This window comes from Aestuariivita sp., from assembly GCF_021404545.1.
Lineage (GTDB): Bacteria > Pseudomonadota > Alphaproteobacteria > Rhodobacterales > Rhodobacteraceae > Aestuariivita.
In genome coordinates, this window is sequence record NZ_JAAWWD010000003.1 from 32,793 (window position 1) to 47,106 (window position 14,314).

The 14,314-nt window shown below is 63.1% G+C and carries 13 protein-coding genes; 3 read left to right on the forward strand and 10 right to left on the reverse strand.

Annotation, left to right across the window (positions count from 1 at the left end):
• Window positions 1-37 precede the first annotated feature (37 nt).
• A complete protein-coding gene (gene pdeM / locus HEP69_RS02545; protein ID WP_290556953.1) occupies window positions 38-736 on the forward strand; it encodes a ligase-associated DNA damage response endonuclease PdeM in 699 nt (232 codons plus the stop codon).
• Here pdeM and HEP69_RS02550 read toward each other — a convergent pair.
• Window positions 709-1,356: a LytTR family DNA-binding domain-containing protein gene (locus HEP69_RS02550; protein ID WP_290556954.1), complete on the reverse strand. Its 648-nt coding sequence runs from the start codon at window positions 1,354-1,356 to the stop codon at window positions 709-711. The two genes, pdeM and HEP69_RS02550, sit on opposite strands and share 28 nt — an antisense overlap.
• A 259-nt stretch (window positions 1,357-1,615) precedes the next feature.
• Here HEP69_RS02550 and HEP69_RS02555 point away from each other — a divergent pair, with 259 nt between their 5' ends.
• Window positions 1,616-2,038 (forward strand): PaaI family thioesterase, encoded by a 423-nt coding sequence (locus HEP69_RS02555; protein WP_290556955.1) that lies wholly within the window; start codon window positions 1,616-1,618, stop codon window positions 2,036-2,038.
• A 52-nt stretch (window positions 2,039-2,090) separates the two neighbouring features.
• Here the strand turns inward: HEP69_RS02555 and folD are convergent, their stop codons facing one another.
• The 3 genes from folD to HEP69_RS02570 form a co-directional block, all read right to left on the reverse strand.
• Window positions 2,091-2,984: a bifunctional methylenetetrahydrofolate dehydrogenase/methenyltetrahydrofolate cyclohydrolase FolD gene (gene folD, locus HEP69_RS02560; RefSeq protein WP_290556956.1), complete on the reverse strand. Its 894-nt coding sequence runs from the start codon at window positions 2,982-2,984 to the stop codon at window positions 2,091-2,093.
• A 106-nt stretch (window positions 2,985-3,090) separates the two neighbouring features.
• Window positions 3,091-4,767, reverse strand: coding sequence for a formate--tetrahydrofolate ligase (locus HEP69_RS02565; RefSeq protein WP_290556957.1), 1,677 nt, complete (start codon window positions 4,765-4,767; stop codon window positions 3,091-3,093).
• Window positions 4,768-5,027: 260 nt separating this feature from the next.
• Complete coding sequence (locus HEP69_RS02570; protein ID WP_290556958.1) at window positions 5,028-5,603, reverse strand: MOSC domain-containing protein; 576 nt, start codon at window positions 5,601-5,603, stop codon at window positions 5,028-5,030.
• A gap of 151 nt (window positions 5,604-5,754) precedes the next feature.
• On the opposite strand from HEP69_RS02570, the gene HEP69_RS02575 reads away from it, so the two are divergent.
• Window positions 5,755-6,561 (forward strand): nucleotidyltransferase domain-containing protein, encoded by an 807-nt coding sequence (locus tag HEP69_RS02575; protein WP_290556959.1) that lies wholly within the window; start codon window positions 5,755-5,757, stop codon window positions 6,559-6,561.
• A gap of 624 nt (window positions 6,562-7,185) precedes the next feature.
• Here the strand turns inward: HEP69_RS02575 and ftsH are convergent.
• From ftsH to HEP69_RS02605, 6 genes are all read right to left on the reverse strand, one after another.
• Entirely contained in the window at window positions 7,186-9,105 is a 1,920-nt protein-coding gene (gene ftsH, locus HEP69_RS02580; protein WP_290556960.1) for an ATP-dependent zinc metalloprotease FtsH, read from the reverse strand.
• A 78-nt stretch (window positions 9,106-9,183) separates the two neighbouring features.
• A complete protein-coding gene (gene tilS / locus HEP69_RS02585; protein ID WP_290556961.1) occupies window positions 9,184-10,443 on the reverse strand; it encodes a tRNA lysidine(34) synthetase TilS in 1,260 nt (419 codons plus the stop codon).
• The gene (ybgF, locus tag HEP69_RS02590; protein WP_290557083.1) at window positions 10,440-11,210 is read right to left on the reverse strand and encodes a tol-pal system protein YbgF; all 771 of its coding nucleotides are present in this window, start codon (window positions 11,208-11,210) and stop codon (window positions 10,440-10,442) included. Before ybgF ends, tilS begins: the two co-directional genes overlap by 4 nt.
• A gap of 55 nt (window positions 11,211-11,265) precedes the next feature.
• Window positions 11,266-11,775: a peptidoglycan-associated lipoprotein Pal gene (gene pal / locus HEP69_RS02595; protein ID WP_290556962.1), complete on the reverse strand. Its 510-nt coding sequence runs from the start codon at window positions 11,773-11,775 to the stop codon at window positions 11,266-11,268.
• Window positions 11,776-11,872: 97 nt separating this feature from the next.
• The gene (gene tolB / locus HEP69_RS02600; protein ID WP_290556963.1) at window positions 11,873-13,213 is read right to left on the reverse strand and encodes a Tol-Pal system beta propeller repeat protein TolB; all 1,341 of its coding nucleotides are present in this window, start codon (window positions 13,211-13,213) and stop codon (window positions 11,873-11,875) included.
• The gene (locus tag HEP69_RS02605; RefSeq protein ID WP_290556964.1) at window positions 13,213-14,310 is read right to left on the reverse strand and encodes an energy transducer TonB; all 1,098 of its coding nucleotides are present in this window, start codon (window positions 14,308-14,310) and stop codon (window positions 13,213-13,215) included. The genes tolB and HEP69_RS02605 overlap by 1 nt, the downstream gene beginning before the upstream one ends.
• Window positions 14,311-14,314: the final 4 nt, after the last annotated feature.

Here is a 14,314-nt window from a genome sequence, read left to right on the forward strand (position 1 = left end):
CTTGCGTTCGGGGGCGCGCGAGGTCTAAGAACGGATCATGAACGGGCATTCCTTCACCCTGGCTGGGGCCGAACTGGTAGCCTTAGGCTCTGGCGCGCTCTGGTGGCCGGACCAGGTCTTGCTCTGTGTGTCGGATCTGCATCTTGGCAAATCCGAACGCGTGGCCCGGCGCAGCGGGCTGACGCTCCCGCCCTATGACACGCGCGATACGCTCACCCGGCTGGCCGCCGATCTGGCGCTGACCAATGCCCGGACAGTTGTGTGCCTGGGCGACAGTTTCGACGATCTGCGCGCGGCTGAGGCCCTGCCGGAGGATGAGAAACTGTGGATCGCCAAGCTTCAGGCCGGGCGCCGCTGGGTTTGGATCGAAGGCAATCACGACCCCGGACCGATTGATCTGGGCGGGACCCATCTGGCCGAACTGCCGCGTGCACCGCTCACATTTCGCCATATCGCCCAAAGCGGGGCCAGCGGCGAGGTGTCGGGCCATTACCACCCCAAGGCCGAAATCGCGACGCGCGCCCGCCTGATCTCACGACCTGCCTTTCTGTTGGATAGCGACCGGGTGATCCTGCCCTCCTATGGCACCTATACAGGGGGGTTGCGCAGCACGGCGCCCGAACTGTCCGATTTGATGCGGCCCGAAGCTTTGGCGATCCTTACCGGGCGCAATCCCCATGCCGTGCCCATGCCGCGCGCCGCGCCGGATCACACGAATCCGGCTTCTTCCAATTGAGGGCGGTATTTGCGGCTGACTGGTACACGATCGCCGTTTTGCAGCACAACATAGATTTTGCCCTTTTCCTTTTCGGATCGCAGGATCGCATCCCGTGCCACCCAATGCGACCGATGCGTGCTGAACCCGTCAATCCCATCCATTTCCTCAATCGCGTCCGACAGGCGTAAGCGAATTCGATGGGTGGCACAGGCCGACACAACCTCGACAAAATGATCGTCCGAAGACAGGCGCAATACGCTCACATCCGATGTCTGCGGCAGCCGCCGAACCAGCCGCGGCACAATGGAGACGGCCGAGTTCGGCAGGTAGCTCATGTCATCCACGCCCGGAAACAGGCGGCGGGCCGTATAGACCGCAAGGCTGATCGGGACCGTATAGGTCACCAGCTTTAGCAGGCTGGGCCCCTGCCCCGAAGGCCCGACCAGCATCCCATAGGTCAGCCCATAGAGAACCGGCGTGAACACCACCGTCAATATCGCGGTCGCGATCGTATCCACGATCAACGGGTGCCGCCGCCCCAGCCAGGCCTTGGTGATGATCAACGACAGCTGGCCCAGGGCGGTCGAAACGAGCGTCACACCGAACCAATACGGGGCGCGATACCAGAAGCTATACATCTCGTATGTCCCAAAAGGTCCTGCTATGCTCAAGAGCGTGGAACACAGCACCCAGACAGCCAGCCATTGAGGCCGCAGAAAGTCGCTCAAACCTGACTTGATCTTATTCAGCATGATACCCGAATAATCGCCCGTTGTTGCAATTCAATTCCGAATTGAAAAGAGTCTATTCCACACAATCGATAAATACCACGGGTCGAAATTATATAAAATTCCCCGTGACTTGGCAGAGACAAAGACAAAAAGGGCGCCATTCACCATGAATACCGAAATCCTGATGGCCATTCACGACAGCTTTGCCAGGCAATCGTTGATGGAGACGCTGGGCGCCCAGCTCGATCATGTGCAGAAGGGGGAGGTTCAGATTTCCGCGCCCATCCTGCCAGGGGCGCGGCAACAGCATGGCTTCGCCCATGCAGGGTTGACCTTTTCGCTGGGCGACAGCGCGGCGGGCTATACCGCGCTCAGTGTGATGCCGGTCGGCAGCGAGGTGCTGACGGCAGAGATCAAGATCAACCTGCTGGCCCCGGGCCGCGGCGAGCGGCTGATCGCTCGGGGGCGCGTCATCAAGCCGGGCCGACGCCTGGTGGTCGTGGCGGCGGATGTCCATGCCCTGGATCGCGGTGACGAAACGCTCATCGCGACACTCACAGGCACGATGGTTCCCCTGCTGTCTGACTGACGCCGCGGCCCTGTACGCCTGGCGCCGCGGATGTGTCACGCCGGAGCGTCTGTCAGACGGTCAGGCCCTGGGGCTCGTCAAGCCCTGCGGACCGGCAGCAGGCGGTCAATGTGTTGGCCAAAAGGCACGCGATGGTCATCGGGCCCACACCGCCCGGGACCGGAGTGATGGCTCCGGCCACCTGCGCGCAGCTGTCATAATCGACATCGCCGACCAGGCGCGTACCGCCGTCAGGCTTGTCGATGCGGTTGATGCCCACATCGATCACCGTGGCGCCGGGTTTGATCCAATCGCCGGACACCATCTGGGGCCGCCCGACGGCGGCCACGACGATATCGGCGCGGCGCACAATATCGGCCAGATCCCTGGTGCGCGAATGCGCAACGGTCACCGTGCAGCTATCGCCCAGCAGAAGCTGCGCCATGGGTTTGCCAACGATGTTCGACCGACCAATCACGACCGCCTCCATCCCCGACAGGCTGCCATGGTGAGTGCGCAGCATCATCAGACAGCCCAGCGGTGTGCAAGGCACCATGCTCTTCTGCCCGGTACCCAAAAGACCGACATTCGAGATATGGAACCCATCCACATCCTTGGCAGGATCGATCGCGTTGATCACCAGATCCTCGTTGAGATGCTTGGGCAACGGCAGCTGCACCAGAATGCCATGCACATCCGGATCCGCATTCAGTTGGGCGATCAGCGCCAAGAGATCCGCCTGAGATGTTTCCGCATCGAGCTTATGCTCATAGGAATTCATGCCGACCTCGACCGTCAGCTTGCCTTTCGAACGCACATAGACCTGAGAGGCCGGATCCTCGCCCACCAGCACAACGGCCAGACCGGGCGTGATCCCGTGATCCGCCTTGATCCGTGCCACATGCGTGGCCACCTGTCCCCGTACCTTCGCCGCAAAGGCCTTGCCGTCAATCACCGTGGCCGTCATCTGCCCTCTCCCCTGCTTTAGCTTGCAAAAACCTCCCGCCGGGTGCCCGACGGGAGGGTGGGCGGGGCGACGTCGCGTATGCGGCGAGCGCCGTCCCGCCCAACTGTCAGAACAGGCCTTCGATCTGCCCGTCCGCATTCAAATGGATGGTTTCCGCCGCAGGCCTGCGCGGCAGGCCAGGCATTGTCATGATCTCACCGCAGACGGCCACGACAAACCCGGCCCCGGCCGACAGGCGCACCTCGCGCACCGGCACGGAATGGCCCGTGGGCGCGCCGCGAAGATTGGGGTCGGTCGAGAACGAATATTGCGTCTTGGCCATGCAGACCGGCAGGTGGCCATAGCCCTGCTCTTCCCAAAGCTTCAGCTGGTCGCGGATCTTCTTGTCCATCAGCGCCTCATCGGCGCGATAAATCCGCTTGGCAATGGTCTGGATCTTCTCGGCCAGCGGCATGTCATCGGCATAGATCGGTGCGAAATTCGCGACACCGGCATCGGCCAGTTCCGCCACCTTGGTCGCCAGATCCGCCGCGCCTTCCGAGCCCAGCTCCCAGTGACGGCTCAGCACCGCCTCGGCGCCATGTTCGGCGACATATTCCTTGATCGCCTGCAACTCTGCGTCGGTATCGGTCACGAAATGGTTGATCGCAACAACCACCGGCACGCCAAAGCTCTTGAGGTTTTCGATGTGACGGCCCAGGTTCGGGCAGCCCTTTTGCACCGCTTCCACATTCTCGGCCCCCAGATCGGCCTTGGCCACACCGCCATTCATCTTCATCGCCCGCACGGTGGCCACACAGACCACCACCGACGGGGCCAGCCCCGCCTTGCGGCATTTGATGTTCATGAATTTCTCGGCTCCCAGATCGGCACCAAAGCCGGCCTCTGTCACTACGTAGTCGGCCAGCTTCAACGCGGTGGTCGTCGCAATCACCGAATTGCAGCCATGCGCGATATTGGCAAACGGACCGCCATGCACAAAGGCTGGGTTGTTCTCCAGCGTCTGCACCAGATTGGGTTGCATCGCGTCTTTCAACAAAACGGTCATCGCACCATCAGCCTTGATATCACGGCAGAACACCGGTGAGCGATCCCGGCGATAAGCCACGATCATATCGCCCAAACGGCTTTGCAGATCCGCCAGATCCTTGGCCAGGCACAGGATCGCCATCACTTCGGAGGCGACCGTGATGTCAAAGCCCGCCTCGCGCGGGAAGCCGTTCGACACCCCGCCCAAAGACGCCGTGATCTGGCGCAACGCGCGGTCGTTCATATCCACAACGCGGCGCCACACGACCCGGCGGATGTCGATCTCCAACTCGTTGCCCCAATAGATGTGGTTGTCGATCATCGCCGACAGCAACGAATGGGCCGAGGTGATCGCGTGGAAATCACCGGTGAAATGAAGGTTCATCTCCTCCATCGGGATCACCTGGGCATATCCACCGCCCGCCGCCCCGCCTTTCATCCCGAAATTGGGGCCGAGAGAGGCTTCGCGGATGCAGATCATCGCCTTTTTACCGATCCGGTTCAGACCGTCGCCCAGACCCACCGTTGTGGTGGTCTTGCCTTCACCCGCGGGCGTCGGATTGATCGCGGTCACCAGGATCAGCTTGCCATTCTCGCGGTCCTGGACCCCGTTGATAAAGCTCTGGCTCACCTTGGCCTTGTCGTGACCATAGGGCAGCAGGTCGGCGCCGGGAATTCCCAGCGTGTCGCCAATCTCCTGGATCGGCTTCTTGTGCGCCTCACGCGCGATTTGGATGTCAGATTTATACGCCATGGCTGGATCCCGATCTCATGTTCGCTGCGGGCAGCGCGAAGACGCCCCCCGATAGGCTACCGCATACCCTCCCCAGCCCGTCTTGATGAGATGGATTCCGACATATCGGTGCCATGTTGCGGCGCCACCCGGCCCCAATGTCTCGCATCGGAAACGGCTGGGACCCATCCCGAACACGGGTTTCTAACCCGTTTCTGCCTGTTGTACACGGCCAAGGGGTGAGACAGCTCAGACGCAGTCCAGGACACTGGCCAAACGATCTAGGGCTGCCAAGCGCGCTGATCGGGGACGAAGAGCGTCAGCATATCGCCCAGCCGCAGCGTGCCCGGGCGCTCAACCCACGCCGTCACCCCACGCCGATCCTTGGCGGCCGCCTTGAATGCCGCGCCATGTCCGGGTGTATCCGCCTCGATCTCCCTGCCCGGCAGCACGCAAGGCCGGTTTTCCATGTCAACGGTCAGGGTCAGGCCGGACGCTGCCTGAAGGCGCGACGACGGCGGGACATGGGTGAAATCCGGGATGCCCCGCAAGACGACCGTTGCGCCCAAAAGGCTCGGGTCGAGCTGCTCCAGCCCGATCCGGGACGAAATGGTGTCCAGCTCCTCTTGGCTGAGAATGCTCAATTGACGCACATTTCGGATCTCGGTTCCCACAGGATAAAGGTTTCTGACACGCGAACAGGAAGCACGGTTTTCACCCATATGCCGCTCGCCATCGATCCTGTGAAAGCCCATTTCGAGCTGATCCAGCGGTTCGGACCGAAGCGCTGCCTCGGCCGGGACACGGCCCAACCACACAACCTCGCCCTGACATCCGCCTCCGACCAAAACCGGCATGCTGCTCTCCTTTTCTTGGAGTGCCAAAGCGCCCCAGCGGCAGGGATTTGTCAACGCCCAAGTGGCAGACTCTTGCCAATATCGGAGGCCCTCTGCGCTGGTATGGCCTCGGGCACCGCTTTAAGGTGGCATCGTAAACCACGAGGCAGTCATGGCCCATCCCGAGGTGATCAAAACGCTGACCGCAGCACTGGTGGACCAGTCGGCGATACGCGCGCTTTTTCTCAGCGGCAGCTATGGCAACGGGATGGCAGATGCCCATAGCGATATCGACTTTCTTTTGGTGGCGACGGACGGGGCCACGGACGAGGTCGCCGGGCTCTGGCGTCAGGCGCTGGATCAAACCGGAGAGGTCGTCCTGTGGTGGGACAGAACTACGCGGCCCGCGCTGATCAACGCGATCACCGCCGATTGGGTGCGCACCGATGTGGTGATCCTCAAGCCCGATCAGATCGGACATCTGACGCAGGACAGTCTCAAACCGCTCTTTGACCCTGACGGGCTCTACGATACCCTGCCCCCGACTGCGGCACCACAGATGCTGACCCCGGCACGCGCGCTCTATCAGTTCGAAGAGTTCATTCGCATTCTCGGCCTCTTGCCGCTGGCCGCCGGGCGCGAGGAATACCTCAACGGGGTGCTGGGCATCTTCCATCTGCGCAACCTGCTGGTGGGCCTTTTGGTTGAAGAGACAGGCGCGCCCAATCGCGGCGGCGCATTGCATCTCAACCGGCTGATCACGGCTGAGCAAAAGGACCTGCTTGTTGCCCTGCCGCCACCCGAGCCCACGCGTGAGGCGATGATCGAGGGTCATATGGCGTATGCCGCCGCCTATCTGCCCCGCGCGCGCCGCATGGCCGCTCGGCTGGGCGTGGCCTGGCCGGAACGGTTTGAGGACGTGACATGGACGCGATTGCAACAGACGCTGGGGCTGGACCGTCCCTATGAGCCGGAGTGAGCCGTCCGATGACGCGGGTGCAGACATGAACCGATCGGGCGGAATGACAGCAGTCACGTACAGTTTCCCCAACAGCGCTGGGTCGACAAACCCCGCACCCGTGACACCGGTGACCGCCGGACCCGCGTCAAAGGAAAACCGGACCCGTCCGGTGGCCTGGATCGCCGACAAATCCGCGTGGCGCACAGCGTAGATCGCGGTGGGGACAACATCCTCTCTCGTTTCCCCAAGCCCGGTAGCACCGCTTCGATACTGTCGATCGGGGCACGGGGATGCGGCACCGCATCTTGTGGTCCGATCACGTCGAATGTGGCGGTCGTGCCGACCTGACCGGTCTGATGCACCCGCTGTCCCGCAGGCTCGACGGCCGCCTGGCTGATCGGCAAATCCGCATCATGCCAGACATCTTTGATGCATCGTCGATCTGGAAAGATGGATGCTCTTCTCCCGACCGCCAGGACGGCTGCTGGTTCCAAGCGACGCGCATTGCGCACCCGTCTGTCATGCGCCGACACGCGACGGCCAGAAAGACCGAGACCACATAACCTGGAGCCCGACAAACCACCGGGCGCAAAAAAACGGGCGCCGACGGGGCGCCCGTTCACGTCTTTCTAGAGGTTGTCTTTAAACCGAGGGTTCCGGTTCCATCCCGCCCTCTGGCGGCGTCTTCTTGTTCTTCTTGGTCTTGGGAATGGCCGTCACGCTGGGTGCGCTGCCTTCGTCGGAGCCCTTGTCCTCATCGTCGCCCGCATGCGGAGGATCGCCGCGAATGACACGCTTGATCTCTTCTCCGGTGAGGGTCTCGTATTCCAGAAGCCCCTCGGCCAAACGTTCCCATTCCGTGTGCTGCTCTTGTAGAATGGATTTGGCACGTTCATAGGCGTTCTGGATGAAGGCTTTGACCTCTTCCTCGATCAGTTCCTTGGTATGGGCAGAGACGGAGAAGCCGGCCGTGTTGCCCTGATATCCCTCATGCGCCTCGGCATAGTCGATATTGCCGACCTTGTCGGACATCCCCCAGCGCAGCACCATGGCGCGCGCCAAGGCGGAGGCCTGCTGGATATCGCCCGCAGGCCCGTTCGAGACGTGGTCTTCCCCGTATTTGAGGATTTCCGCCGCTTTGCCGGCCATCGTCATCGCCAGCTTCTGCTCGCATTCCGACTTGTGCCAGTTCAGGCGATCAATCTCGGGCAAGGACACCACCATACCCAGCGCCCCACCGCGCGGAATGATCGTGGCCTTATAGACCGGATCGCATTCCGGCAGGGCCAGCCCGACCACCGCGTGGCCCGCTTCGTGATAGGCGGTCTTTTCCTTCTGATCCGCCGTCAGGACCATGGATCGCCGTTCCGCGCCCATCATCACCTTGTCCTTGGCGTTCTCGAAATCCTCCATCGTGACGAAGCGGCGCCCGACGCGTGCGGCCGTCAGAGCCGCCTCGTTGACAAGGTTCGCCAGATCGGCACCGGAAAAGCCAGGCGTTCCGCGCGCGATGATGCGCAGGTCCACATCCGGGCCCAGCGGGGTCTTGCGTGCATGCACGCCCAGGATCTTTTCGCGACCCTTGATGTCGGGATTGCCGACGGTCACCTGGCGGTCGAACCGGCCCGGACGCAACAGCGCGGGGTCGAGCACATCCTTACGGTTGGTCGCCGCGATGATGATCACACCTTCGTTGGACTCAAACCCGTCCATCTCGACCAAAAGCTGGTTGAGCGTCTGTTCGCGTTCGTCATTTCCGCCACCATAACCCGCACCACGGTGCCGACCGACCGCGTCGATCTCGTCGATGAACACGATGCAGGGCGCATTTTTCTTGGCCTGCTCGAACATGTCGCGCACACGGCTCGCGCCTACGCCCACGAACATCTCAACGAAATCCGAGCCGGAAATGGTGAAGAAAGGCACACCCGCCTCGCCCGCGATGGCGCGCGCCAGCAGCGTTTTACCGGTGCCCGGAGGGCCCACCAGCAACGCACCTTTGGGGATCTTGCCGCCCAGTCGCGAGTATTTCTGCGGGTTGCGCAGGAATTCCACGATCTCTTCAAGCTCTTCCTTGGCCTCGTCGATGCCTGCCACATCGTCAAACGTCACGCGGCCCTGCTTTTCGGTGAGCATCTTGGCCTTGGACTTGCCAAATCCCATGGCCCCGCCGCCACCGCGCCCCTGCATGCGGTTCATGAAATAGATCCAGACACCGATCAACAGAAGGAACGGCAAGAGCGAAATCAGGAACGATTGAAAGCCTGATTGTTGCTGCTGTTCGGCCCGGACCGGGATCTCATTGTCGATCAGCAGGGTCGTGATCTCGGCATCTGTCGGCTTGATCGTGACGTATTCCTGCCCATCCGCGCCGCGGAACCGAACCTGTTCGCCATCCAGCGTCACCTGCCCGACTTCGCCGGACTCGACCGACGCGACAAAGTCGGAATAGCTGACCTCGCGGGTCTGAAGCGTGCTTCCGGGACCGCTGAACAGGTTGAAAAGCGCCAGGATCAATAAGAACAGAACGACCCAAAAGGCGATATTGCGTGCATTACCCAAGGAAATTTCTCCTAAGAAGGGGGGCCGGAGCGACCTGCGGCCCGGTCACCTCATAAGATAGAGAGGATACCGCGAGGTTCAATGCGATAATATGGAGGCAAAGAACTCCTCGCCGCCGCCGATCAGTTCGATTTTCAGCGAACTGTCCAGCCCGGTCTGCGGCGCGGCAAGGACCTTGTCGCCCGCCCAGACCGAGGGCGAGGCGGTCAGAGCGGCATAGGGCCTGCCCGTTCGGCGCCAGTCACCGCATTGGCGCAAACCCGCACGCCCCAATGGGCGCAGCCGCCAATCCACCGGCATGGGACCCCCATGCACCAGCCGCCAGCGGCGGTCCCAGATCGCGTCTGCCGGGCTCTCAAGCTGGCGCACGGCATTGTATTCGCGACAGATCCAGATCAACCCGCCATGAGAGATCACGATACAGCCGTGCAATGTGGTGGTCTTGCCCGCGCGGATCGCGATGATCGCGTCCATCACGGTCTGGCGGCGCGGCCCATAGGTGCCCCCCCCGATCCACAGCAAGGCGCGCACCAGGAGGCGCCGGGCTGTCTCTTCGGGCATCGTGCGGAACCGGCGCAGGTCAATCAGAACGTCGCCGCCGTCAAGCTGGACGATCTCACGCGCGACGATGAAGGTGTACCAATCGAGCGCCTCGCGCGCGCGCGACATGTTGCGCGCCACATCGGCCAGCACCGTTGAGGTCAGCCCGAGGCTGGCCAAGGTGGGCATCGCCTCGCGCATGCGGACCCGCTCGAACCGTGTGTCCTCATTGCTGGGGTCGTCGATCCAGGCGACACCGTGCCGTGTGAGATAGCCGCGCAGCTGCGCGCGCGACACATCCAGGAACGGGCGCACGACCGTGATCCCCTGAACCGTGCGCCTGCGCGGAATACCTGCGAGACCGTTCACTCCGGAAGACCGTGCGAGCCGCATCAAAACCGTCTCGGCCTGATCGTCGGCTGTGTGGCCCAGGGCAAGTACGGCGATGCCCATCTGCCGCGCCCAGGCTGTCAGCAGGTTATACCGCGCGCCCCGTGCGCGGTCTTGCAAGTTGCCGCTGCCATCCCACCCGTCCCAGGTCAGGACATCGTGCGAAACACCCAATTGTCGTGCAATCTCAGCAACATGCCGGGCCTCGCGGATGGCTTCCGGTCGCAGGCCGTGATCGACGGTGACGGCAAAAACCTCTGTCGCGCTGTCGGCATAGGCGCGGGACAACGCGTGCAACAAAGCAACCGAATCGCTCCCCCCGGATACGGCGACCCCAAGACGCGTCGGCGGATTTGATCCGAACTCTCGTTGTATCAGGCCATAGATATCGTCATCAACGGAACTCAACTACACCCCAGTGCCACCATCTCCTCACGGGCGCTGTCCACAGCTTCGGAAGCTGGATACCGCGCGCCGACTTCCCCCAAGGTTACGCACGCTTCGCGTGTCTTACCAAGTTTGCCCAACGCGGTGCCCAGTTCAAGCACTGCTTTGGGCGCATGCGGCCCGTCCGGAGCGGTGGTATAGCTTTCGAGAAAAGCGCGGGCCGCCTCGCGGGTATCGCCAAGCTCGGTCAGAGCCTGGCCGCGCCGGAACGAGGCCTGTGCGGCCAACGGGCTGCCGGGGTAGGATTGATTGAACCCCTCCAGGAGGCGCACGGCTGAGGTGAAATCGCCTGCGTCGATAGCCGCTGTCGCGGCGTTGAAATCCGCCTCTTCGCCCACCGCAAGCTCGGTCGCAGCCCCCGGCGCGGCAGGCGCGGGTTGCGGCACCTCCGGCAACGCGCCGCCGCCCAGGGTCGAAGTTTCGCCCAGCGTGCTGACATCGCCGCCTTCCAGTTCGACCAGGCGAAACTCAAGGTCGCCGATCCGGTTGGTGCCGTCGCGCACAACCCGGTCGATGCGAAACTCCAGTTCTTCGGTGCGCGCGGTCAGGCGTTGCAATTCGGTTTCAATCGCGTTCATCCGGTCCAGAACGGTTTCGCCCGTCACGGTCACGCCCGGGCCGCCCGTGGTCGACAGTTCGCGCTTGAGGCGCTGCATCTCGACAAACAGAACCGACAATTCCTGCCGGATATCGGCCAGGGTCTGGTCCTGTTGTGCCGCCACCCGCATCGGGACCAGCGTCAACAGCACACAGATCGTCAGAACCACACCGGTTTTCATTGCGTTACCCCGTCAATCCGCTGGCCAGAACCGTCACCGACCTGCGGTTCTTGGCATAGCAGGCCTCATCCGAGCAGATCTCGACCGGGCGCTCCTTGCCATAGCTGATGATGCTCAGCCGCGATCCCGGGATCCCGCGCGACACCAGGAACTCGCGCACTGCCGTGGCGCGCCGCGCGCCCAATGCGATGTTGTATTCGCGTGTGCCCTGCTCGTCTGCATGGCCTTCTATCGTGGCGATGAAATCCGAATTGGTCAAAAGCCAGGTGGCCTGTGCCGCCAATATCGTCTGTGCCTCGGCGCTGAGCGTGGATTGATCGACCGCAAAGAACACACGGTCTCCCACGACCTGCTGGAAATGCGCAGGCGACGTTGGATCGCCGGGCGATCCGGCCACAAAATTGCCGGTGCCGTTGAGGTCGACCGCGTTGGTGTCGTCCTGACCCAACGCGTTGGAGCACGCCCCCAGCGCCAGCATCGCGCAAAGCATCGCCGCTTTGGAAAGATATGTCATACCCGGTGCCTCTTTGATTTGGGTTTTATTGAGTAACGTCTAGCACAGACACGTCCGGTTGTGAACGAATAGCCCCGAATTCAGCCCGGTGCCGCGCCTAATTCTGAAGCGGAGACCAGGCCGGGTCGGACGCCCCTTCGGGGGTCGGGACCGGCCTGAGATTGCGCCCGGTGATATCCACCGAATAGAGCGAGACCGAGCCTTGCGCGCCGCGCGTTTCCCGCGCGAACATGATGACCCGCCCATTGGGCGCCCAGGTAGGACCTTCGTCCAGGAATGAGGCGGTCAGGAGCCGCTCTTCGCTGCCATCGGTGCGCATCACGCCGATATGGAACCGGCCCCGGTTCTGCTTGGTGAAGGCGATCAGATCTCCACGCGGCGACCAGACCGGCGTGCCATAGCGCCCCTGCCCGAAACTGATCCGCTGCGCCTCCCCGCCATTGGCGGGCATGACATAGAGCTGCTGCGTGCCTGAGCGGTCGCTTTCAAACACAATGCGGCTGCCATCGGGCGAGAAGCTGGGCGCGGTTTCGATCGACGGGGCGCTGGTCAGCCGCTGGGTCTGCCCGTTGGCCAGATCAAGCTTGAAGATATCCGTGTTGCCGCCCTGGGTCAGCGAATAGACCACCGTGGTGCCATCCGGGCCAAAGCGGGGGGCGAAACTCATCGCGCCATCCTGCTGTTCCAGCACACGGCGCTGCACCGATCCCACGTCCAGCACATAAATGCGCGGCGCTCCGCCTTCGTAGGAGGTATAAAGCACACGGTCGCCCGTCGGTGAAAAGCGCGGCGCCAACACGATGGAGCTGGCATCGGTCAGGTATTGCACGTTGGCCCCGTCGTAATCCATGATCGCCAGCCGCTTGCGGCGGTCGTTCTTGGGTCCGCTTTCCGACACAAACACCACCCGGCTGTCGAAATAGCCGCTCTCCCCGGTGATCCGGCTATAGACGGCATCGGCCACCTTGTGCGCCATACGGCGCCACCCTTCGGGCGGCCCGGCAAACTGCAACCCGCTGCCCAGTTCGGCATTGGAGAACACATCATAGAGCCGGAACTGCACAACCAGTTGACCACCCTGTAGTGATACGCCCCCTGTGATCAAAGCCTGCGCGTTGATCGCCTTCCAGTCGGCATATTGGACGGGCGCCGAGAAATCGCTGATCTGGCTGATAAAGGCCGAGGGCGCAATCTCCCGGAAAAGCCCCGTTCCGGTCAGGTTTGCCGCAATCACCCGCGCGATATCGCGACCGAACTGCGCGGCTTGTGCGCTGTCCGCGACGAAATCCGGCGTGGCAAAGGGCAAGGGTTCAATGACCCCTTCGGTGATCTCGATCCTAAGGGGACCCGACTGTGCCTGCGCGCCGGAGGATGTCGCTGCCGCCAGGAGCAGCGGCACCGCCAGCGAAACCAGGAACATGCGCACGAAAAGGGTCATTATCTAATCCTCATGTTTTCAGGATTGAATGTCATCTCAATTTCCCGCCACTGGCCGTACTTCTCGGCCGGGAGCTGAAATCCGCGGCTTCCGCAGCGGATAATCGCGCGCCGCGCGGCCTCAAAGGCCTGACGCGCCGCCGCCTCCGACCCGCCAGAGAAGGACAGCATGCGGATGGATCCCGCGACGGGCCGCGCGTCTTCCTGCATGTCGACGCCGACAACAACGGTGGTCTGCAGGGCCTCTGTCGACAGCGAGCCGACGTTCCAGCAACTTGAGACCGCAACCCGCAGCGCATCCCGTTCTCCAGCAGACAGGGGTGGCCCGCTGGGGGCGGATGGCGCTGCGGTCTGAGCCTCGCGCAGGGCTTCGGCCACAGCGTCATTGACCGCCTCATTCACCGCGTCGGCCGTCTGCGGCTCAGGCGACGGTGCTGCCGCCGGTGTCGGACGGGCGGGGCGAGAGGACGGGCGGATCGACCGGGTCGGCGCGCCTGCGGGCTCTTCGGCCTCGGTGACGATTTCGGGCGCGGCTTCCTCCGGGGCGGTGGCCTCTTGCGGCTCCTGCGGTGCGGCCCTTTCACCCTCTTCAGGTACGACCGCCTCACGCTCGATCTCATCGGGGATCGCCTCGGGGGCCGGTGGCGCCACCGCCTGGGGCGCAATCCGCTCCGCAGGGCGCGGCTGGGGGCGCTGGTCGAGCGGCAGCAGAGCCGCCACATCCTCGCCCGGCGGGGTGATCTCGGGCGGCGCTTCGCTGACCTCGGCCTGCGGCAAGGGGTCTGGCGTCCGGATCGGCGCCTCATCGGGCGGCGGCGCCTCGGCCACGTCGGGGGTGATCTGCGCAGGTTCAGGGTCGGGCGCGTTGGGCAATTCGGGCACCTCTGCCGGTGCCTCCGGCGGGATCAGCGCGGCAGGCTCTGCCACAGGGCCAGGCGGTCGTTGCGCAGCCTGGAGCGCGGCAAATTCCGCGCTTGAGATGACGGCGACCTCCTGCACCTCAAAGGGCAACGGCTCGGGGTTCGGCGCGATGCCGAACAGCGCCCAGCCGATCAGAGCCAGATGAGCCGCGCCTGAGATATAGGTGCCCGTCTCCAAGAAC